General features: G+C 61.3%; 18 protein-coding genes. 10 read left to right on the top strand and 8 right to left on the bottom strand.

Annotated features, from left to right (window positions below):
- Window positions 1-46: 46 nt before the first annotated feature.
- Window positions 47-1,249, top strand: coding sequence for a glycosyltransferase family 1 protein (locus JV201_RS04300; RefSeq protein ID WP_008432296.1), 1,203 nt, complete (start codon window positions 47-49; stop codon window positions 1,247-1,249).
- On the opposite strand, the gene JV201_RS04295 is transcribed toward JV201_RS04300, so the two are convergent.
- From JV201_RS04295 to JV201_RS04285, 3 genes are all read right to left on the bottom strand, one after another.
- Window positions 1,218-2,321, bottom strand: coding sequence for an NADH:flavin oxidoreductase (locus JV201_RS04295; RefSeq protein WP_003208465.1), 1,104 nt, complete (start codon window positions 2,319-2,321; stop codon window positions 1,218-1,220). The two genes, JV201_RS04300 and JV201_RS04295, sit on opposite strands and share 32 nt — an antisense overlap.
- Before the next feature lie 196 nt (window positions 2,322-2,517).
- Window positions 2,518-3,000 (bottom strand): glutathione peroxidase, encoded by a 483-nt coding sequence (locus JV201_RS04290; RefSeq protein WP_003208462.1) that lies wholly within the window; start codon window positions 2,998-3,000, stop codon window positions 2,518-2,520.
- A gap of 135 nt (window positions 3,001-3,135) precedes the next feature.
- Window positions 3,136-3,621: a peptidylprolyl isomerase gene (locus JV201_RS04285; protein WP_003208457.1), complete on the bottom strand. Its 486-nt coding sequence runs from the start codon at window positions 3,619-3,621 to the stop codon at window positions 3,136-3,138.
- Here JV201_RS04285 and JV201_RS04280 point away from each other — a divergent pair.
- Genes JV201_RS04280 through JV201_RS04270 form a run of 3 tightly spaced genes read left to right on the top strand, consistent with a single transcriptional unit; the run spans window position 3,590 to window position 6,988 of the window.
- Window positions 3,590-3,928, top strand: coding sequence for a DUF3565 domain-containing protein (locus JV201_RS04280; protein ID WP_003208456.1), 339 nt, complete (start codon window positions 3,590-3,592; stop codon window positions 3,926-3,928). The genes JV201_RS04285 and JV201_RS04280 overlap by 32 nt on opposite strands.
- Window positions 3,929-3,988: 60 nt before the next feature.
- Window positions 3,989-6,088 carry a phosphate acetyltransferase gene (gene pta / locus JV201_RS04275; protein WP_003208454.1) on the top strand — a complete coding sequence of 700 codons (2,100 nt, stop codon included), beginning with the start codon at window positions 3,989-3,991 and terminating at the stop codon, window positions 6,086-6,088.
- Complete coding sequence (locus JV201_RS04270; protein ID WP_008432292.1) at window positions 6,089-6,988, top strand: acyltransferase; 900 nt, start codon at window positions 6,089-6,091, stop codon at window positions 6,986-6,988.
- A 169-nt stretch (window positions 6,989-7,157) separates the two neighbouring features.
- Here the strand turns inward: JV201_RS04270 and cysN are convergent, their stop codons facing one another.
- From cysN to JV201_RS04255, 3 genes are all read right to left on the bottom strand, one after another.
- The gene (gene cysN / locus JV201_RS04265; protein WP_008432291.1) at window positions 7,158-9,056 is read right to left on the bottom strand and encodes a sulfate adenylyltransferase subunit CysN; all 1,899 of its coding nucleotides are present in this window, start codon (window positions 9,054-9,056) and stop codon (window positions 7,158-7,160) included.
- Window positions 9,057-9,065: 9 nt separating this feature from the next.
- The gene (cysD, locus tag JV201_RS04260) at window positions 9,066-9,983 is read right to left on the bottom strand and encodes a sulfate adenylyltransferase subunit CysD (RefSeq protein ID WP_219406557.1); all 918 of its coding nucleotides are present in this window, start codon (window positions 9,981-9,983) and stop codon (window positions 9,066-9,068) included.
- Window positions 9,984-10,239: 256 nt separating this feature from the next.
- On the bottom strand, window positions 10,240-10,998 hold the full coding sequence (locus tag JV201_RS04255) for a Nif3-like dinuclear metal center hexameric protein (RefSeq protein WP_003208444.1): 759 nt from the start codon (window positions 10,996-10,998) through the stop codon (window positions 10,240-10,242).
- A 103-nt stretch (window positions 10,999-11,101) separates the two neighbouring features.
- Here JV201_RS04255 and algW point away from each other — a divergent pair, with 103 nt between their 5' ends.
- The 3 genes from algW (at window position 11,102) to JV201_RS04240 (ending at window position 15,208) form a co-directional block, all read left to right on the top strand.
- Window positions 11,102-12,256 carry a Do family serine endopeptidase AlgW gene (algW, locus tag JV201_RS04250; protein WP_003208442.1) on the top strand — a complete coding sequence of 385 codons (1,155 nt, stop codon included), beginning with the start codon at window positions 11,102-11,104 and terminating at the stop codon, window positions 12,254-12,256.
- Between the two features lie 108 nt (window positions 12,257-12,364).
- Window positions 12,365-14,476 carry a TonB-dependent siderophore receptor gene (locus JV201_RS04245; RefSeq protein ID WP_219406556.1) on the top strand — a complete coding sequence of 704 codons (2,112 nt, stop codon included), beginning with the start codon at window positions 12,365-12,367 and terminating at the stop codon, window positions 14,474-14,476.
- A gap of 12 nt (window positions 14,477-14,488) precedes the next feature.
- Window positions 14,489-15,208, top strand: a complete 720-nt coding sequence (locus JV201_RS04240; RefSeq protein WP_003208440.1) for a DUF4198 domain-containing protein — start codon at window positions 14,489-14,491, stop codon at window positions 15,206-15,208.
- Window positions 15,209-15,756: 548 nt separating this feature from the next.
- On the opposite strand, the gene hemH is transcribed toward JV201_RS04240, so the two are convergent.
- Together hemH and JV201_RS04230 are read right to left on the bottom strand one after the other, a co-directional pair.
- Entirely contained in the window at window positions 15,757-16,782 is a 1,026-nt protein-coding gene (gene hemH, locus JV201_RS04235) for a ferrochelatase (protein ID WP_219406555.1), read from the bottom strand.
- A 14-nt stretch (window positions 16,783-16,796) separates the two neighbouring features.
- Entirely contained in the window at window positions 16,797-17,696 is a 900-nt protein-coding gene (locus JV201_RS04230; RefSeq protein ID WP_003208436.1) for a TIGR01777 family oxidoreductase, read from the bottom strand.
- A gap of 209 nt (window positions 17,697-17,905) precedes the next feature.
- Between JV201_RS04230 and JV201_RS04225 the strand changes: the two genes are divergently transcribed.
- The 3 genes from JV201_RS04225 (at window position 17,906) to JV201_RS04215 (ending at window position 20,188) form a co-directional block, all read left to right on the top strand.
- Complete coding sequence (locus JV201_RS04225; protein ID WP_003208434.1) at window positions 17,906-18,892, top strand: NAD(P)/FAD-dependent oxidoreductase; 987 nt, start codon at window positions 17,906-17,908, stop codon at window positions 18,890-18,892.
- Window positions 18,889-19,104 carry a TIGR02450 family Trp-rich protein gene (locus JV201_RS04220; RefSeq protein WP_008432289.1) on the top strand — a complete coding sequence of 72 codons (216 nt, stop codon included), beginning with the start codon at window positions 18,889-18,891 and terminating at the stop codon, window positions 19,102-19,104. Before JV201_RS04225 ends, JV201_RS04220 begins: the two co-directional genes overlap by 4 nt.
- A gap of 112 nt (window positions 19,105-19,216) precedes the next feature.
- Window positions 19,217-20,188 carry a DUF523 and DUF1722 domain-containing protein gene (locus JV201_RS04215; protein ID WP_257903288.1) on the top strand — a complete coding sequence of 324 codons (972 nt, stop codon included), beginning with the start codon at window positions 19,217-19,219 and terminating at the stop codon, window positions 20,186-20,188.
- Window positions 20,189-20,190: the final 2 nt, after the last annotated feature.

Raw genomic sequence — 20,190 nt, 5'->3', positions numbered from 1 at the left:
TCCAAAAGACACAATGACGACACGGCCCACGCCGACACTGTGGGTCATGACGACAGCTTCGCTCCACATCACCCTGATCACCGAAACCTTCCCGCCAGAGATCAACGGGGTGGCCAATACCCTTGGCCGCCTGTGTGACGGTTTGCGCGCGCGTGGGCATCAAGTCGAACTGGTTCGCCCGCGCCAGGGCAGCGACCAGAGCCGGCCCAGTGACGATGGCCTGATGCTTTGCCGCGGCTGGCCTTTGCCGGGTTATCCGGGGCTGCAATGGGGCCAGTCGTCGATGCACAAGCTGTTGCGGCGCTGGACCCGCCAGCGCCCGGATGTGTTGTATATCGCCACCGAAGGGCCGCTGGGTTTGTCGGCGTTGCGGGCGGCGCGGCGCCTGGGGATCAGCGTAGTGAGTGGCTTCCACACCAACTTCCAGCAGTATTCCAACCAGTACGGCCTGGGCATGCTGAGCCGGGTGCTGACCCACTATCTGCGCTGGTTCCATAACCGCTCGACCCTGACCCTGGTGCCCAGCGCCAGCCAGCGACTGGAGCTGGAGCGCCGCCATTTCGAGCGCCTGGGCATGCTCGCGCGCGGTGTCGACAGCCAGCTGTTTCACCCGGCCAAACGCGACAATGCGTTGCGTGAAAGCTGGGCACTGACCAGTGAGCAAACTGCCGTGCTGCATGTCGGCCGCCTGGCCCAGGAAAAAAACCTCGGGTTACTCAAGCGCTGTTTCGAGACGCTGCAGGACACGTATCCACTGCGCCAGATGAAACTGATCATCGTCGGCGATGGCCCGCAACGGGCGATGCTGGAAAAGGAACTGCCGGAGGCGATTTTCTGCGGCACCTTGCGCGGTGAGGAACTGGCCCGGCATTACGCGTCCGGGGATGTGTTCCTGTTTCCCAGCCTGACCGAAACCTTCGGCAACGTGGTGCTGGAGGCCATGGCTTCAGGGTTGGGCGTGGTGGCATACGACCAGGCGGCCGCAACCCAGCACATTCGCCATGGCTACAGCGGCGTGCTGGCGATGCCGGGGGATGAAGAAGCGTTTTGCGATGCGGCCAATTGGCTGCTGGAAGAGCGCGAGAGCTTGCGCCGGGTGCGGCTCAATGCCCGGCAACACGCCAGCCGTCAGGGTTGGCCGGCGATTATCGAGCAGTTTGAGCGCCAATTACGCGGGGTGTGCGAGGACGAGCAACCGGTGCCCGCCCTGTCGCCCCTTACACCAACGTCGTCAACGCCTCACGACTGAACGGCAGGATGTCGCCTTCACGGCCTTCGCGAACCTTCAGTGCCCAATCCGGATCCACCAGCAGCGCACGACCCACAGCGACCAGGTCGAACTCGTCGTTGTTCAGGCGCTCCAGCAGTTTTTCCAGGCTGGCGGGTTGCGCCACTTTGTCGGTGTTGACCATGAACTGCAGGAACTCGCCGTCCAGGCCGACGCTGCCCACGGTGATGGTCGGCTTGCCGGTGAGCTTGCGGGTCCAGCCGGCCAGGTTCAGCTCGGAGCCTTCGAATTCCGGCTCCCAGAAACGGCGGGTGGAGCAGTGGAAAATATCCACGCCGGCGTCAGACAGCGGCTTGAGGAATTCACCCAAGGCTTCCGGGGTTTGCACCAGGCGCGCGGTGTAGTCCTGCTGCTTCCACTGGGAGAAACGCAGGATGATCGGGAAGTCCGGCCCAACGGCGGCGCGGACGGCCTGGATCAATTCGATGGCGAAACGCGAACGGTTGGCCAGGCTGCCGCCGTATTCGTCGGTGCGCTGGTTGGTGCCTTCCCAGAAGAACTGGTCCACCAGGTAGCCATGGGCGCCGTGGATTTCAACGCCGTCCATGCCGATGCTCTGGGCATCCTTGGCAGCCTGGGCGAACGCGGCGATCACGTCCTTGATGTCTTGCACGGTCATGCCGTGGACGACGACGTTGCCGTCCTTGAGTTTTTCGGTGGGGCCGTAAGCCGGCACGCTGGCATCCGGCTCGGTGCCGATGCGCCGTACGCTGCCCACATGCCACAGTTGCGGAACGATCTTGCCGCCTTCTGCATGTACCGCGTCGACTACTTTCTTCCAGCCGGCCAGGGCGGCTTCACCGTAGAAGTGCGGGACGTTCGGGTAGCCGTTGGAAGCCGGGTGGCCGACCACGGTGCCTTCGGTGATGATCAGGCCTACACCGGCGGCGGCGCGGCGGCGGTAGTACTCGATCACTTTGGAGTTGGGCACGCCACCCGGAGAAAAGGAACGGGTCATCGGTGCCATGACCACGCGACTCGGCAGTTGCAGTGCACCGAGCTGGAACGGTTTGAACAAAGCTTGGACAGGCATGGGAGCACTCCATCGGAAAGGAATTTATGATGTGGATAATATGGAGTGTGCAGCGTGTTGGATAGCACTATTGATTGGGGTGATTAAGGGGTAAAAGCGGGAGGGCATGGGGCTGCTTCGCAGCCCAACGGGAGCAAGCTCCCTCGCCACAGSAAGCTCCCTTGCCACAGAAACTCACTCGATAATGCTGAAAGTATCAGCTCAATGCTTTTTCGATCGCCTGAATAATGGAGGGGTCATCCGGCGGTGTACGCGGCGAGAAACGCGCCAGCACCCGGCCGTCCTTGCCCAACAGGAATTTCTCGAAGTTCCAGGTGATGTCCCCGGGAAATTCGGCGCCCTCGCCCGCCAGCAATCGATACAGCTGGTGGCGATCGTGGCCATTCACCTCAAGCTTGCTGCCCAGGGGAAAGGTCACGCCGTAGTTGAGGCTGCAGAATTCCTGGATTTCTTCTTCAGTACCCGGTTCCTGCCCGGCAAATTGATTGCACGGCAGCCCGAGTACGGTGAAACCCTGGTCTTTGTATTGCTGATAGAGGTTTTCCAGCGCGGCGTACTGTGGGGTCAACCCACATTTGGAGGCGACGTTGACCACCAGCACGACTTGCCCCTTGAAGGGCGCCAGAGGCAGCTCCTGACCATCCAGGGCTTTGAGTTTAAGGTCGTGGAAAGCACTCATGACGAACTCCAGATATCCCATGTTCTTCTTAACGGCCATTCGAGATTACAGCCGCCAAGTCGGCAAGAATAGCCGCCAAATGAAAAAGGCGCCCGAAGGCGCCTTTTTCCAACTGACAGAGCGGCGCTCAGTCAATTAATGGTGGTGACCACCTTCGCCGTGCACGTGGCCGTGGGCCACTTCTTCCTGGGAAGCGTCACGGATAGCGACGATCTTCACCTGGAAGTTCAGGCGCTGGCCAGCCAGCGGGTGGTTGCCGTCGACGGTCACGTCGTCGCCGTCCAGGTCACGGATGGTGACGATTTGCATCTGGCCGTCCGGAGCGGAAGCGTGGAACTGCATGCCCACTTCCAGCTCGTCGACACCTTCGAACATGCTGCGGCTCAGGGTGCTGACCAGTTCGGCAGCGTATTCGCCGTAGGCATCTTCAGGTTCTACGGCAACGGTCAGTTCGTCACCGACCTCTTTGCCTTCCAGGGCCTTTTCCAGGCCCGGGATGATGTTACCTGCACCTTGCAGGTAGACCAGCGGCGCGCCGCCGGCAGAACTGTCGATGACCTCACCAGCGTCGTTGGTCAGGGTATAGTCAATGGAGACAGCCTTATTGGCGGCGATCGGCATGGGGCGAGACCTTTTGCAGAAGAATGAAGAACGGACAAGTCTAAACAAGGATTTGCCCGAAAGCGAACACAACCCGGACGGACGGGGTCGAACAACTGACCCGACGGTCGTCGGATTTCACCAGGACGAAGACCGGCACTGGGTCGTCGAGCTTTCCTGCGGCCACACCCAGCACCTGCGCCACCAGCCACCCTGGCAATCCCGGGCCTGGGTCACGGACCCGGCGCAACGCCTTGAAAAAATAGACAAGCCCTTTACGTGCGGCTGGTGTGCGCAAGGCTCAGATAAAGATAACCTTGGCACCTGATTCCCGGTAGGCAGCCAGCCATAGGCCGCCACCGAAGCCATGCACCTCCAGAGAATTCGCATGCAGACTTTTTTTATCGCGCCCACCGATTTTGGTGTGGGTCTGACCTCCATCAGCCTTGGGCTGGTGCGCACCCTTGAACGGGCCGGGCTGAAAGTCGGCTTCTTCAAACCGATTGCCCAGCCGCACCCCGGCGACACCGGCCCCGAGCGCTCTACCGAGCTGGTGGCCCGCACCCACGGCCTGAAACCGCCCCAGCCTCTGGGCCTGGCCCATGTCGAACGGATGCTCGGCGACGGCCAGCTCGACGAGCTGCTGGAAGAAATCATCACCCTTTACCAGCAAGCCGCCGTGGGCAAGGACGTGCTGATCGTCGAAGGCATGGTGCCGACCCGCAGTGCCAGCTATGCGGCCCGGGTCAACCTGCACCTGGCCAAGAGCCTGGACGCAGAGGTGATCCTGGTCTCGGCCCCGGAAAACGAAGTGCTGACCGAACTCTCCGGCCGCGTGGAATTGCAGGCCCAGCTGTTCGGCGGCCCGAAAGATCCAAAAGTGTTGGGCGTGATCCTCAACAAAGTGCGCACCGACGAAAGCATGGAGGCGTTCTCGGCACGGCTCAAAGAGCATTCGCCGTTGTTGCGCAGCGGCGATTTCCGCCTGTTGGGCTGCATCCCCTACCAGCCGGAACTCAACGCCCCGCGCACCCGCGACGTGGCCGACCTGATGGGCGCGCAGATCCTCAACGCCGGTGACTACGAAACCCGGCGCATGACCAAAATCATCATCTGCGCCCGCACCATGCGTAACACTGTGGAGCTGCTCAAGCCCGGCGTATTGGTGGTGACCCCCGGCGACCGCGACGACATCATCCTCGCTGTCAGCCTGGCCGCCATCAACGGCGTGCCGTTGGCCGGCCTGCTGCTGACCAGTGACACCCTGCCCGACCCACGGATCATGGACCTGTGCCGGGGCGCGTTCCAGGCCGGTTTGCCGGTGCTGTCGGTGAGCACTGGCTCCTACGACACCGCCAACCAGCTCAACAGCCTGAACAAGGAAATCCCGATTGATGACCGCGAACGTGCGGAGATCATCACCGATTTCGTCGCCAGCCACCTCGACGCCCGCTGGCTGCACCAGCGCTGCGGCACGCCGCGGGAGATGCGCCTGTCGCCGGCGGTGTTCCGCTATCAACTGATCCAGCGCGCCCAGGCCGCCAACAAGCGCATCGTGTTGCCCGAAGGCAGCGAGCCGCTGACCGTACAGGCTGCGGCCATCTGCCAGGCGCGCGGGATTGCCCGTTGCGTGCTGCTGGCCAAGCCAGCGGACGTGGAAGCGGTGGCCCGCGCCCATGGCATCGAGTTGCCCGAAGGCCTGGAGATTCTCGACCCGGACTTGATTCGCCAGCGCTACGTGGAGCCGATGGTGGCCCTGCGCAAAACCAAAAGCCTCAACGCGCCGATGGCCGAGCAGCAACTGGAAGACACCGTGGTGATCGCCACCATGATGCTCGCCCTGGATGAAGTGGACGGCCTGGTCTCCGGCGTCATCCACTCCACTGCCAATACCATTCGCCCGGCCTTGCAACTGATCAAGACCGCGCCGGGCTGCACCCTGGTCTCGTCGGTGTTTTTCATGCTGTTCCCCGAGCAAGTGCTGGTATACGGCGACTGCGTGATGAACCCGCACCCCAGCGCGGCGGAGCTGGCGGAAATCGCCCTGCAAAGCGCCGACTCGGCCGCCGCATTCGGTATCACGCCACGGGTGGCGATGATCAGTTACTCCAGCGGTGATTCGGCCACGGGAGAAGAAGTCGAGAAGGTCCGCGAAGCCACCCTGCTGGCCCACGAAGCCCAAAGCTCGCTGCTGATCGACGGCCCGTTGCAGTACGACGCCGCCGCCAACGAAAGCGTGGCCCGGCAACTGGCGCCCAACAGCCTGGTGGCGGGCAAGGCCACGGTGTTCGTGTTCCCGGATCTCAACACCGGCAACACCACCCACAAGGCCGTGCAGCGCAGTGCCGATTGCGTCAGCCTGGGCCCAATGCTGCAAGGCCTGCGCAAACCGGTGAACGACCTGCCCCGCGGGGCGCAGGTGGACGACATCGTGTACACGATCGCATTGACCGCGATTCAAGCCGCCAACCGACCTATGGATGTCTAAATGCTGGATTTTCTACCTGCCGCCGTGCGCGGGGTGATCGCCTCGCTGTTGCTGGCGTTGAATACGATTTTGCTGTGCTCGTTCCTGTTTATCGTGGCGCTGTTCAAGGCGCTGCCGTTTGCCAAGCGCTTCAGTGAATGGTTGATGAACCAGACCCACGAGGCCTGGATCAGCAACAACAAGGCCTGGATGAACCTGGTGTGTCGCACCCGTTGGCACCTGAAGGGCCTGGAAGGCCTGGACTATGAACACTCATATCTGGTGACCAGTAACCACCAGAGCTGGGTCGATATCATGGTGCTGCAATACGTGCTCAACCGGCGCATTCGCCCGCTGAAGTTCTTCCTCAAGCAGGAGCTGATCTGGGTCCCGGTGATTGGCTTGGCGTGGTGGACACTGGGCTTCCCGTTCATGAAGCGCTACACCAAGGCGTACCTGGAAAAGCACCCGGAGAAGAAAGGCAAGGACCTGGAAACCACCCGCAAGACCTGCGCGAAGTTTCGCCACAACCCGGTGGGCATTTTCAACTTTGCCGAAGGCACGCGGTTTACCCCGGGCAAGCATGCACAGCAACAGTCACCGTTTCGCTACCTGCTCAAGCCCAAGGCCGGCGGCATTGCCTTTGTGCTGGATGCCATGGGTGAACAGCTGAAGTCGCTGGTGAACGTGACCATTCACTATCCTGGTGGGCGCCCCGGTTATTGGGATTTGCTGTGCGGGAATGTGAAGGACGTTGTCGTGCAGTTTGAAGAGGTGCAGATTCCGGCCGAGTTTATCGGCAAGAATTATGAGCAGGATGGGGAGTATCGGTTGGCGTTCCAGGGCTGGATCAACCGGTTGTGGGAAGAGAAGGATGTGTTGCTCGCCAAATTGCACACAGATTATCCCGCCAGTCACTGATCAAAATGTGGGAGCGGGCTTACTCGCGAATGCGGTGTGCCAGCCTATACATGTGGCGGCTGACACTCTGCTTTCGCGAGCAAGCCCGCTCCCCCATTTGACCGAGTTGTTTCCAAGGCCCCATAAAAAAAGCCCGCCAACATGGCGGGCTTTTTTGCGCGCGTGAAGCTTAGATCGCGCCGCGCTGGCGCAGAAGTTCCAGCACTTGCTTGACGCTGTCTTCCAGCGACAACGCCTGGGTGTCGATCACCAGGTCCGCATTCAACGGTACGTCATACGGGAACGACTCACCCGGGATGTTATCGCCGCCCGCCGCGTACAAACCTTGCGGATCACGCTCGGCACACACCAGCGGCGAAGCCTGCACGTACACGGTCAGCAAACGATCACCGCCGATCAGCGCCTTGGCCTGTTCACGCCCTTCAGCATCCGGGGCAACAAACGCCGCCAACGTCAGCAAGCCGGCTTCGTTGAACTGACGCGCCACGTGCGCGGCACGACGCCAGTTCTCGGTACGCCCGGCACGGTCCTGCGGCAAGCCCTTGTTCAGGTCGTGGCGCAGGTTCTGGCCGTCCAGCACAAACACCGCACGGCCCATGTCGAACAGCTTGCGTTCAACCGCGTAGGCCAGGGTGCTTTTGCCGGCGCCCGACAAGCCGCTGAACAACACGGTCGCCGGTTGCTGGCCGAAGCGCTGGGCGCGCTCTTCGGTGGCCACGTGAGCCAGTTTGCCGTGCTGCGCCGCGCTGCCATGGGTCACCGGCGGCGCGATGATCATGCCCGCAGCCACGGTGCCGTTGGTCAAACGGTCGATGACGATGAACGAACCGGTGGTGCGGTTGCTCGCGTAACCGTCCAGGGCGATGACCGTGTCGAGGCTGACCTTGACCCGGCCAATCTCGTTCAACTGCAAGGCGCTCGCCGGGCCTTCTTCCAGGGTGTTCACATCCACGCGATGCACAATGCTGGTGATAGAACCCGGCACGTAGCTGGTGGCGCGCTTGATGTCGTATTTCTTGCCCGGCAGCATCGGTTCTTCAGCCATCCACACCAGCATGGCGTCGAAAGCGTCGGTCACTTGCGGCACGTTGTCGGCATGCACCAGCAGGTCGCCACGGGAGATGTCGATTTCGTCTTCCATGGTCAGGGTCACGGCCTGGCCGGGACCTGCGTTTTCCAGTTCACCTTCAAAGGTGACGATGGATTTGACGCGGCTGCTCTTGCCCGACGGCAGCACCACGACTTCGTCGCCCTTGTGCACGATGCCGCTGGCCAGGGTGCCGGCAAAACCACGGAAGTTCAGGTTCGGACGGTTGACGTACTGCACCGGGAAACGCAGGTCGGTGTAGTTGCGGTCATTGGCGATCTCGACGGTCTCGAGGATCTCCATCAGCGACTGCCCGGTGTACCAGGGCGAACGCTCGCTCTTGTTCACCACGTTGTCGCCCTTGAGCGCCGACATCGGCACGAAGGCCAGGGTGCTCGGCTTGAACGCGATACCGTCGGCAAACTTCAGGTAATCAGCCTTGATCGACTCGAATACGCTTTGGTCAAAGCCATTGATGTCCATCTTGTTGACGGCCACCACGATGTGCTTGATGCCCAACAACGAGGCGATGAAGCTGTGGCGACGGGTCTGGGTCTGCACGCCGTAGCGGGCGTCGATCAGGATGATCGCCAGGTCACAGGTGGAGGCACCGGTGGCCATGTTGCGGGTGTACTGCTCATGGCCGGGGGTGTCGGCGATGATGAATTTGCGCTTGGCGGTGGAGAAGTAGCGGTAGGCAACGTCGATGGTGATGCCCTGCTCACGCTCGGCCTGCAGGCCGTCGACCAGCAACGCCAGGTCGATGTCGTCACCGGTGGTGCCGGATTTTTTCGAATCGCGGGTGATGGCTTCCAGGTGATCCTCGTAGATCATCTTGGAGTCGTGCAGCAGGCGCCCGATCAGGGTGCTCTTGCCGTCGTCGACGTTGCCACAGGTCAGGAAGCGCAACATTTCCTTGCGCTCGTGCTGGCCCAGGTAGGCGAGGATGTCCTCGCTGATCAAATCAGATTGATGCGACATGACAGCCCCTTAGAAATAGCCTTGACGTTTTTTATCTTCCATCGAGCCTGCACCATCGTGGTCGATGACACGGCCCTGGCGCTCGGAAGTTCGCGTCAGGAGCATTTCCTGAATGATGTCCGTCAGCGTCTCGGCTTCGGACTCCACCGCGCCCGTCAACGGGTAGCAGCCAAGGGTACGGAAACGTACTTTCTTTTTGACGATTCGGGCTTTGTCTTCGTCGGACAGGTGCTCGAGGATGCGGTCGTCGTCGATCATGATCAACGTGCCGTTCTTCTCGATCACGTCGCGTTCGGCGGCGAAGTACAGCGGGACGATCGGGATGCCTTCCAGGTAGATGTACTGCCAGATATCCAGCTCGGTCCAGTTGGACAGCGGGAACACACGGATCGACTCGCCTTTGTTGACGTTGCCGTTGTAGACGTTCCACAGCTCCGGGCGCTGGTTTTTCGGGTCCCAGCGGTGCTTGCTGTCGCGGAACGAGTACACGCGCTCTTTGGCACGGGATTTCTCTTCATCGCGACGGGCACCGCCGAATGCAGCGTCGAAACCATACTTGTCGAGCGCCTGTTTCAGGCCCTCGGTCTTCATGATGTCAGTGTGCTTGGCGCTGCCGTGGGTGAACGGGTTGATGCCCTGCGCCACACCGTCCGGGTTGACGTGAGTGATCAACTCAAGACCAAGCTCTTCGACCATCTTGTCGCGGAACTTGTACATCTCCTGGAATTTCCAGCGGGTGTCGACGTGCATCACCGGAAACGGCAGCTTGCCCGGAAAAAAAGCCTTGCGTGCCAGGTGCAGCATCACGGCGGAGTCTTTACCGATCGAGTAGAGCATCACCGGGTTATCGAACTCGGCGGCGACCTCGCGGATGATGTGGATGCTTTCCGCCTCCAGCTGTTTCAGATGCGTCAGTTTGTCGACCATGGTTACTCACGGAAAAACGATCTTATGGACGGCCAGCGGGCCGTGTTCGAGCGGGGCATGCTAGCACAGCGCCTGATTCTATTGAGGGGGCTGGCTAGATCGAAACGGTATATCAATATACCGCCCGGTTTGGCTCAACTCGATCAAATGTGGGAGCGGGCTTGCTCGCGAATGCGGTGTGTCAGTCAATGCATATGGCGACTGATGCACCGCATTCGCGAGCAAGCCCGCTCCCACATGTGTCCGGTGGTGTTCGTTAGATCGGGTTTGGGCAATCGATGAAGAGGTGTTCGAGGGCGAAACGTCGCGCCAGGTAATCACCCAACGCCTGTACACCATACCGTTCGGTGGCGTGATGCCCGGCCGCTATGAAGCTGATGTCGTTTTCCCGGGCGCTGTGGAAGGTCTGCTCCGAGGCTTCGCCGCTCAGGTACAGGTCAACCCCGGCGAGCACCGCCTGGTCGATATAGCCCTGGCCACCACCGGTGCACCAGCCCACGCGGCGGATCATCTCGCTGCCTTCGATCAGCAGCGGCTCGCGGCCCATGGCTTCCTGCACGCGGCGGGCAAAATCACGGGGCGACGCCGGCTCGGCCAGGGAACCCACCAGGCCGACGACCTTGAGGTTGTCCGGGTCCAGCGGGCCTTCGACGGTGATGTCCAGTTGCCGGGCCAGTTGCACGTTGTTGCCGACCTCAGGGTGCAGGTCCAGCGGCAAGTGATAGGCCAGCAGGCTGATGTCGTGCTTGAGCAGGGTTTTCAGGCGGCGCTGCTTCATGCCGGTGATGCACGGGCTTTCGCCTTTCCAGAAATAACCGTGGTGCACCAGCACCAGGTCGGCCTGGGCTTCGACCGCCGCGTCCAGCAATGCCTGGCTGGCGGTCACGCCGCTGACGATGCGCAGCACTTGCGGACGGCCCTCGACCTGCAGGCCGTTGGGGCAGTAATCGGCGATTTTGGCACTATTAAGGTAGCGGTCCGCTTCCTCGACTAAGGTGCTCAGGGCAACGGCCATAAAAGACTCCTAAATATCCCGTTCAGAGGCGCTCACGGCCTCGTATAATGCGCGACATTATGGGCGCTCTCCCGCCCCCTGCAACCTGTCAGGATTTTTCTTAATGCTCAAGGCACTGCGTTTTTTTGGATGGCCATTGTTGGCTGGCGTGCTGATCGCGATGCTGATTATTCAGCGTTATCCACAACTGGTCGGCCTGCCGACCCTTGATGTCAACCTGCAACAGGCACCGCAAACCAGCGCGGTGGTACAAGGCCCGGTGACTTACGCCGATGCGGTGGTGATCGCCGCCCCCGCCGTAGTCAACCTGTACACCACCAAGGTCATCAACAAACCGGCGCACCCGCTGTTTGAAGACCCACAGTTTCGTCGCTATTTCGGCGACAACTCGCCCAAGCAGCGGCGCATGGAGTCCAGCCTCGGCTCCGGCGTGATCATGAGCCCGGAAGGCTACATCCTCACCAACAACCACGTGACCACCGGCGCCGACCAGATTGTGGTGGCCCTGCGTGATGGCCGGGAAACCCTGGCCCGCGTGGTCGGCAGCGACCCGGAAACCGACCTCGCGGTGCTGAAAATCGATTTGAAAGGCCTGCCCTCGATCACCATCGGGCGCTCCGAAGGGCTGCGCGTAGGTGACGTGGCGCTGGCCATCGGCAACCCGTTCGGCGTCGGCCAGACCGTGACCATGGGCATCATCAGCGCCACCGGGCGTAACCAGTTGGGCCTCAACAGCTACGAAGACTTCATCCAGACCGACGCGGCGATCAACCCGGGCAACTCCGGCGGCGCGCTGGTGGATGCCAACGGCAACCTGACCGGCATCAACACCGCGATCTTCTCCAAGTCCGGCGGCTCCCAGGGCATCGGTTTCGCGATTCCGGTGAAGCTGGCCACTGAAGTGATGAAGTCGATCATCGAGCATGGCCAGGTGATTCGTGGCTGGCTGGGGATTGAAGTCCAGCCGCTGACCAAGGAACTGGCCGAGTCGTTTGGCCTGACCGGACGCCCTGGCATCGTGGTCGCCGGGATCTTCCGCGACGGCCCGGCGCAGAAAGCCGGCCTGCAACTGGGGGATGTGATCCTCAGCATCGACGGCGAGCCGGCCGGGGATGGTCGCAAGTCGATGAACCAGGTGGCGCGGATCAAACCCACCGACAAGGTGGCGATCCAGGTGATGCGCAATGGCAAGGAAATCAAGCTGTCGGCGGAAATCGGCCTGCGTCCGCCGCCTGCACCGGTGAAAGAAGAGGAATAACGGCTTCGGGAGCCCGTTCGCGGGCTCCTGTTACCTAATATTTCAAAAGAAATTCATTCTCATTAGTCATGTTATATTGTTTCAATATCGCTATTGGAACGCTCTATCATGCCGTCTCGAAGATTTGCCCCGCTGGCGGGAATCGCCCTGGGTTTGCTGGTGGACCCGGCCTACGCCGAAGACACCGCCCCCGTTGAACTGGAAGCCACCCGCATCACCAGCGAGGCGTACGAATCAGCCACCGGCCCGGTCAAGGGCTATCGCGCCACCCGCTCCGCCAGCGCCACAAAAACCGACACCGCCTTGCGGGATATCCCACAATCCATCAGCGTGATTCCCGCTTCGGTACTCAACGACCTGGGCAGCACCAACGTCGAGCGTGCCCTTGAGTTTGCCGGCGGCGTGTCCAAACAGAACAACTTCGGCGGCCTGACGCTCTACGAATACAGCGTTCGCGGCTTCACCACGTCAGAGTTTTACGTGGACGGTTTCAGCGCCAACCGCGGTTACCCGAGCACGCCGGACGCGGCGAATATCGAGCGCATCGAGGTGCTCAAGGGCCCCGCCGCCAGCCTGTATGGCCGTGGTGACCCAGGCGGCACGGTGAATATCGTCAGCAAAAAGCCGCAGCCCGAGGCCTTCACCACACTGCAGACCAGCGCCGGCAGTTGGGACCGCTATCGCACCGCGCTGGACGTGAACACGCCGCTGGACAGCGAGGGCAACGTGTTATCGCGGGTCAACCTGGCGGTGGAAGACAACCACAGCTTCCGCAACCACGTTGAGGCCAAACGGGTCTTCGTCGCGCCCTCCATCAGTTGGCAACTGGACCCGGACACACACCTGCTGGTGGAAAGTGAATTCGTGCGTCACCGCTCCACTTTCGACCGCGGCATCGTCGCGCCCAACAACCGCTGGAGCGGCGTCTCCCGCTCGACCTTTCTCGGCGAGCCCGACGACGGCGATATCCGCAACCACAACAACCGCCTGCAAGCCAGCCTCGAGCATCACCTCAACGATGCCTGGCAACTGCGCCTGGCCAGCCATTACAAACAAGGCAGCCTGTGGGGCAACGCCTCGGAAAACCGCGCGCTGGATGCCGATGGCCACACCCTCAGCCGCCGCTACCGCGAGCGCTCCACCGGTTGGCATGACAGCATCACCCAGCTCGAACTGCGCGGTCGGTTCGACATCGGCAGTTGGCAGCACGAATTGCTGATCGGCACCGAGTACGAGGACTACCGCAAGAAAGAACGGGTGACCGCCATCGCCGGCGGCGATTACGCCATCGACATCTATGACCCGGTCTATGGCCAGCCCAAACCGAACGGCAAGCGCTCCGGCACTGACTTTTTCGAACAGGTGAAAAGCCAGGCGCTGAACCTGCAGGACCAGATCATCTTCACCGACCGCCTGCGCGGGATGATCGGCGCGCGGTTCGAACACTTCGAGCAGCGCACCGACGACTTCAGCCGCAACCATGCCAAAAGCCGGCAGACCCACGACGCCCTGACCCAACGCGCCGGCCTGCTCTACCAACTGACGCCTGAAGTGGGCCTGTTCGCCAACGCCTCCACCTCGTTCAAACCCAACAATGGCCTGGACGCCGACGGCAAATCCTTCAAGCCGGAAGAAGGCGTGGGGTATGAAATCGGGATCAAGAGCGAGCTGTTCGACGACCGCCTGAGCACCACCCTCGCCGCCTTCCATATCGAGAAAGAAAATGTCCTGGCCCTGGACCCGGCTACCGACACACAGCGCGCCATGGGCAAGGCCCGCAGCCAGGGTTTTGACCTGCAACTGACCGGCCAGGTGACTGACGCCGTACGGGTGATCGGCGCCTTTGCCTACATCGACGCCGAAGTGACCAAAGGCGACAAAGCCATCCCCACTGGCAGCCGGATTCTCGGCGTAGCCAAACGCAGCGCCAGCTTGCTCGGAGTGTATGAATTCCAGGACGGCTTGCTGCGCGGCTCCGACCTCGGCGCGGCCTTTACCTACGTCGGCGATCGCTCCGGTGAAGCCGGCAAAAGCTTTGAATTACCGGCCTACCACACCGTCGATTTACTGGCCCATTACAAGGCCAGCGACAACGTCACCGTGGGCCTGAACCTCAACAACCTGTTCGATGAAAAGTACTACGAGCGCTCCTACAGCAATTACTGGGTCAATCCCGGCGAGCCGCGCAAATTCACCGTCAGCCTGACCCTCAACCTGTAAAAGGACGTCTCCATGCAAGCCTTCAAATCCCTGGCCGTGCTCGGCCTGCTGTTTGCCACCCAAGTCTCGGCCCACGGACTGTGGACCGAACAACGGCGCGGCAATATCGAAGTGATCTACGGCCACGGCGCCGAAGACAACGCGTTCAAGGCGCAGAAAATCAGCGGCGCCTGGGCCTACGACGCCAGCGGCAAAATGATCCCGGTGACCGTGGAACGTCTGCCCGACCATGCGCGCCTGAAGCCGCTCAAATCGCCGGCTGTACTGGCGGTCGCCCTGGATAACGGGATGTGGTCACAGACGCCTGACAAGAAGTGGATCAACGAGGGCCGCAGCAAGGTGCCGGGGGCGATTGAGTCGACCCAGACCCTCAAGTACAGCCTGGCGATCTACCAGCCGGGGGCGAAGTTGCCGAAGCTGGATCAGATCAAGCTACTGATCTTGCCGGAAGTTGATCCGCTGACGGTCGGCCCGGGTAAATCACTGCCGGTACGGGTGCTGCTGGATGGCAAGCCGGCGGCTGGGGTCAAGCTGATCGGAGACTATCGCAACGCACCGAACACCCTGAGCACCGAGACCGATAAAGACGGTCGCGCCCAGGTGCTGGTGAGAAATGAAGGATTGAATGTGATTGCGGCGCAGGTGGAAATCCCGCTCAAAGACAATGCTGATGTCGCGACTCGCGGACTGTTCAGTTCCCTGACTTTCCTGGGCGAGCCGCATCACGAGTAACCCCGCAAATCCAAAGTGGGCACAGTCAATGTGGGAGCGGGCTTGCTCGCGAAAGCGGTGTTTCAGTCGCTATCTTCATTAACTGACCCACCGTCTTCGCGAGCAAGCCCGCTCCCACATTTAGTCCTCACTCGGCATGATTACAGCGCGACCGGCGCTCTTTCCAGTTCCCTGAGCTTTCAGGGCGAGCCGCATCACGAGTAACCCCGCAAATCCAGAGTGGGCACAGTCAATGTGGGAGCGGGCTTGCTCGCGAAAGCGGTGTTTCAGTCGCTATCTTCATTAACTGACCCACCGTCTTCGCGAGCAAGCCCGCTCCCACATTTAGTCCTCACTCGGCTTGATTACAGTGCAACCGGCGCTCTTTCCAGTTCCCTGACCTTCCTGGGCGAGCCGCATCACGAGTAACCCCGCAAATCCAAAGTGGGCACAGTCAATGTGGGAGCGGGCTTGCTCGCGAAGGCGGTGTGTCAGTCGCCATCTTCATTAACTGACCCACCGCCTTCGCGAGCAAGCCCGCTCCCACATTCAGGCCTCACCCGGCTTGACTACAGCGCGACCGGCGCTCTTTCACACAGGGTATTGAGCGCCGCCGCCCACTGCGGGTCATCGTTCAGGCACGGCACCAACACCAACTCTTCGCCCCCCGCTTCGCGGAATTGCTCCAGGCCGCGATCACCAATTTCCTCCAGTGTCTCGATGCAGTCCGCAACAAACGCCGGGCACATCACCAGCAGCTTCTTCACGCCCTGTTGAGCCAACGCTTCAAGGCGTGCCTCGGTGTACGGTTCGATCCACTTGGCCCGGCCCAGCCGCGACTGGAACGCCACCGACCATTTGCCATCCGGCAAGCCAAGGCGCTCGGCAAAATCCCGCGCAACGCTGAAACACTGCGCGCGATAGCACGTGGCAAGCACCTCGGGAGAGGCGTTCTGGCAGCAGTTGGCGTCCTTGAAGCAGTGTTGCCCGGTAGGGTCGAGCTTTTTCAGGTGGCGCTCGGGCAACCCATGAAAGCTCAGCAGGAGGTGATCGAAATCCGTTTCCACATAGGCTCTGGCGCTGTTGGCCAAGGCGTCCAGGTACTCCGGTTCATCGTAGAACGGCTGCAGAATCGAAAACTCGATCGCCAGCTTTTTGTGCCGCACCACGCGCCGGGCCTCTTCGATTACCGTGGTCACGGTGCTGTCGGCAAACTGCGGGTACAACGGCGCCAGGGTCACTTTCTTGATGCCTTGGGACGCCAGCCGGGTCAGTACGCTTTCAATCGACGGCTCGCCATAGCGCATGGCCAACTCCACCGGCCCCTGGGTCCACTGTGCAGTCATCTGTTGTTGCAAGCGACGGCTAAGAACTACCAGCGGCGAGCCTTCGTCCCACCAGATCGAGGCGTAGGCATGGGCCGATTGCTCCGGGCGCTTGATCAGGATCAGCGACACCAGCAAACGCCGAACCGGCCATGGCAGGTCAATGACGTAAGGGTCCATCAGGAACTGATTGAGGTAGCTGCGCACATCCGCCACCGAAGTGGACGCCGGTGAACCCAGGTTGACCAGTAACAACGCGTGATCCGTCATGCAACATCCTATCTCTAGAGGCGGCTGGACAAGTCGTCCAGGGCCGCATGCAACTCAGTGAACTGGAAAGTGAAACCGGCCGCCAACAGCCGCTGCGGCAAAGCCCGCTGGCCACCCAGCAACAAACCGGACAACTCGCCCAGGCCGATACGCAAGGCAAACGCCGGCATGGGCATGAACGCCGGGCGGTGCAGCACCTTGCCCAGGGTCTTGGCGAACTCCAGGTTGCGTACCGGGTGTGGCGCGCAGGCATTATAAGGACCGCTGGCATCGGTCTTGTGCAGAAGAAAATCAATCAGGGCGATTTGATCCTTTATATGGACCCATGGCATCCACTGCCGACCATTGCCGATAGGCCCGCCCAGCGCCAGTTTGAACGGCAGCAACAGCCGCGACAAAAAGCCGCCCTCCGCCGCCAGCACCAGCCCGGTACGCACCAGCACCACGCGGATGCCCAATGCCTCGGCACGCTGGGCGGTTTCTTCCCAGGCAATGGATAACTGGCTGCCGAAATCGTCCTGCACCGGGCCGCTGTCTTCGGTCAGCTCGCGCTCACCACCGTCGCCGTACCAGCCCACCGCGGAACCGGAGATCAACACCGCCGGTTTGTGTTCAAGGCCCTCAAGCCAGGCCAGCAGCGTTTCGGTGAGGCCGATACGGCTGCTCCACAACAGCGCCTTGCGTTTATGCGTCCAGGGCCGGTCGGCAATCGGCGCGCCGGCCAGGTTGACCACCGCGTCCACCGCCTCGTTTATGTCCTGCAGGCGGGCGACGCCACGCACCTGGGCGCCGCACAATTTAGCCACTTGTTCGGGATGGCGGCTCCAGACCGTGAGGCGATGGCCCTGGGCAAGCCAGTATTGGCAAAGTTGACGGCCGATCAAACCGGTACCGCCGGTCAGCAAAATGTGCATGAGTTGTTCCTCGTGTAACGTTCGCCGACCACCGTTAGTCTATTTTATAAACAGGGATGTTTTAATCGGGCGCAACGCTGGTTAAACCTTCAGGTTTAACCATAGGTCACGCCAAACGATCAGGTACGCCAAAACTTATACCAAAAAACAATATTGTACAGCTATTGGTGTCGGCGTAGTCTGTACCCAACGGTAAAACGAGGCCTCCCATGACTGTTCCCATCGCGATCATTGGCACCGGCATCGCCGGTCTCTCCGCCGCCCGAGCGTTGAAAGACGCGGGGCACGTTGTACAACTCTTCGATAAAAGCCGCGGCAGTGGCGGTCGCATGTCCAGCAAGCGCAGCGATGCGGGCTCGCTGGACATGGGCGCACAGTACTTCACCGCCCGCGACCGGCGCTTCGTCAACGAGGTGCAACGCTGGCAGGCCAATGGTTGCGCCGAGCAATGGAAGCCACAGCTGTACAACTTCAAGTCCGGCCAACTGACGCCCTCCCCCGATGAACAGATCCGCTGGGTCGGCACGCCGCGCATGAGTGCGATCACCCGCGCCCTGCTCGATGACTTGCCGGTGCAGTTCGGTTGCCGCATCACCGAAGTGTTCCAGGGTAAACATCACTGGAACCTGCTGGACGCCGACGGCGAAAGCCACGGCCCGTTCAGCCACGTGATCATCGCCACCCCGGCGCCCCAGGCCACTGCCTTGCTGGCCGCTGCGCCCAAGCTGGCGAGTGTCGCCGCCGGGGTCAAGATGGACCCGACCTGGGCCATTGCCCTGGCCTTCGACAAGCCGCTGGATACGCCCATGGAAGGCTGCTTCGTCCAGGACAGCCCGCTGGACTGGCTGGCGCGCAACCGCAGCAAACCGGGGCGCGACACCACCCTCGACACCTGGGTTTTGCACGCCACCAGCACCTGGAGCAAGCAACACCTGGACCTGTCCAAGGAAGCCGTGATCGAACACCTGCACGGCGCCTTCGCCGAACTGCTGCACAGCGCCATGCCGGCGCCTTCCTTCACCCTCGCCCACCGCTGGCTGTACGCGCGGCCGTCCACCAGCCATGAATTTGGCGTGCTGGCCGACGCCGACCTGGGCCTGTATGTATGTGGCGACTGGTGCCTGTCAGGCCGCGTGGAAGGTGCGTGGCTCAGCGGCCAGGAGGCGGCGCGGCGGTTGATCGAGCACCTGCGATGAACCGCATCAATCCCGCCAAGTTGCTGCTGTCGAAGTGGACAGCAGCCCGCCCCCAGTACAAGGAAAAACATTTTCTGGTGACCAAACTGCTGCGTGATGACGAAGGCGATGTGCAGGAAATCGAGCTGGAAGCCGTGATGAGCCATCGCGTGCAGCGCCTGGCCTGGCAAACCCTGCAAAACGCCGAAGACTGGAAAATCGGCTGGAAATAGCCATTCCGCAAATACCTGTACAAATTATTTGACTTGTACAGCTTCAAACCTATGATGAGATTAAGTTGTACAGAAATTTAACTCTGTACAGGAATTTCATCGAGGTTTGGCCATGTCCAGCACCCTGCCCGCCACCGGCAAACCGAAAATCGCCATCAGCGCCTGCCTGTTGGGCGAGAACGTGCGCTTCAACGGCGGGCATAAACAATCCCAGCTGTGTAGCCAGACCCTGGCCGATTATTTCGACTTCGTGCCGCTGTGTCCTGAAGTCGCCATTGGCCTGGGCATCCCCCGCGAGCCGATTCGCCTGGTGGGCGACCCGCTCAATCCCCAGGCCGTTGGCACCGTAAACCGCGAACTTAACGTGACCCAGCCGCTGGACGATTACGGCCAGCAAATGGCTGCTGAACACACCGACCTCTGCGGTTACATCTTCATGCAGAAATCCCCGTCCTGCGGCCTGGAGCGGGTCAAGGTCTATCAGGACAACGGCATGCCCATCGACGGCGGCGGGCGCGGCATCTACGCCCAGGCGTTTTGTGCGCGCCACCCCAACCTGCCGGTGGAAGAAGACGGTCGGCTGAATGACCCGGTGCTGCGGGAAAACTTCCTGACCCGGGTGTTCGTCTACGCCACCTGGCAGCAACTGCTCGCCGAAGGCCTGACCCGTCACCGCCTGCTGGAATTTCACTCGCGCTACAAATACCTGCTGATGGCCCACAGCCCGGTGCATTACAAAAGCCTCGGCAACCTGCTGGGCAGCATGCCCAGGGACGTCGACCTGGGCGCCTTGGCCGCCGGCTACTTCAGCGAACTGATGAGCGCCCTGTCCCAGTGCGCCACACGCGGCACCCACACCAACGTGCTGCAACACATCAGCGGCTACCTCAAGCAAGCCATCAGCGCCGAAGACAAACAGGAAATGCAGACCATCATCAGCCAATACCGCCAGGGCATCGTGCCGCTGGTGGTACCGCTGACGCTGCTCAAGCACCACTTTCGCCAGCATCCGGACCGCTATATCGCGCAGCAGGCCTACCTGCAACCGCACCCGGAAAACCTCAGCCTGCGTAATGCGATTTAACC

The organism is Pseudomonas sp. Colony2 (genome assembly GCF_019382755.1).
Taxonomy (GTDB): Bacteria; Pseudomonadota; Gammaproteobacteria; order Pseudomonadales; family Pseudomonadaceae; genus Aquipseudomonas.
Note: the sequence above shows the minus strand (reverse complement) of the source record. Positions and strands in the feature narration are given on the sequence as shown.

Excerpts from the sequence above, each read along its gene's own strand:
- JV201_RS04300 (WP_008432296.1), top strand. The coding sequence starts at position 47 with ATGACGACAGCTTCGCTCCACATCACCCTGATCACCGAAACCTTCCCG.
- JV201_RS04295 (WP_003208465.1), bottom strand. The coding sequence starts at position 2,321 with ATGCCTGTCCAAGCTTTGTTCAAACCGTTCCAGCTCGGTGCACTGCAA.
- JV201_RS04290 (WP_003208462.1), bottom strand. The coding sequence starts at position 3,000 with ATGAGTGCTTTCCACGACCTTAAACTCAAAGCCCTGGATGGTCAGGAG.
- JV201_RS04280 (WP_003208456.1), top strand. The coding sequence starts at position 3,590 with ATGGAGACAGCCTTATTGGCGGCGATCGGCATGGGGCGAGACCTTTTG.
- JV201_RS04285 (WP_003208457.1), bottom strand. The coding sequence starts at position 3,621 with ATGCCGATCGCCGCCAATAAGGCTGTCTCCATTGACTATACCCTGACC.
- pta (WP_003208454.1), top strand. The coding sequence starts at position 3,989 with ATGCAGACTTTTTTTATCGCGCCCACCGATTTTGGTGTGGGTCTGACC.
- JV201_RS04270 (WP_008432292.1), top strand. The coding sequence starts at position 6,089 with ATGCTGGATTTTCTACCTGCCGCCGTGCGCGGGGTGATCGCCTCGCTG.
- cysN (WP_008432291.1), bottom strand. The coding sequence starts at position 9,056 with ATGTCGCATCAATCTGATTTGATCAGCGAGGACATCCTCGCCTACCTG.
- cysD (WP_219406557.1), bottom strand. The coding sequence starts at position 9,983 with ATGGTCGACAAACTGACGCATCTGAAACAGCTGGAGGCGGAAAGCATC.
- JV201_RS04255 (WP_003208444.1), bottom strand. The coding sequence starts at position 10,998 with ATGGCCGTTGCCCTGAGCACCTTAGTCGAGGAAGCGGACCGCTACCTT.
- algW (WP_003208442.1), top strand. The coding sequence starts at position 11,102 with ATGCTCAAGGCACTGCGTTTTTTTGGATGGCCATTGTTGGCTGGCGTG.
- JV201_RS04245 (WP_219406556.1), top strand. The coding sequence starts at position 12,365 with ATGCCGTCTCGAAGATTTGCCCCGCTGGCGGGAATCGCCCTGGGTTTG.
- JV201_RS04240 (WP_003208440.1), top strand. The coding sequence starts at position 14,489 with ATGCAAGCCTTCAAATCCCTGGCCGTGCTCGGCCTGCTGTTTGCCACC.
- hemH (WP_219406555.1), bottom strand. The coding sequence starts at position 16,782 with ATGACGGATCACGCGTTGTTACTGGTCAACCTGGGTTCACCGGCGTCC.
- JV201_RS04230 (WP_003208436.1), bottom strand. The coding sequence starts at position 17,696 with ATGCACATTTTGCTGACCGGCGGTACCGGTTTGATCGGCCGTCAACTT.
- JV201_RS04225 (WP_003208434.1), top strand. The coding sequence starts at position 17,906 with ATGACTGTTCCCATCGCGATCATTGGCACCGGCATCGCCGGTCTCTCC.
- JV201_RS04220 (WP_008432289.1), top strand. The coding sequence starts at position 18,889 with ATGAACCGCATCAATCCCGCCAAGTTGCTGCTGTCGAAGTGGACAGCA.
- JV201_RS04215 (WP_257903288.1), top strand. The coding sequence starts at position 19,217 with ATGTCCAGCACCCTGCCCGCCACCGGCAAACCGAAAATCGCCATCAGC.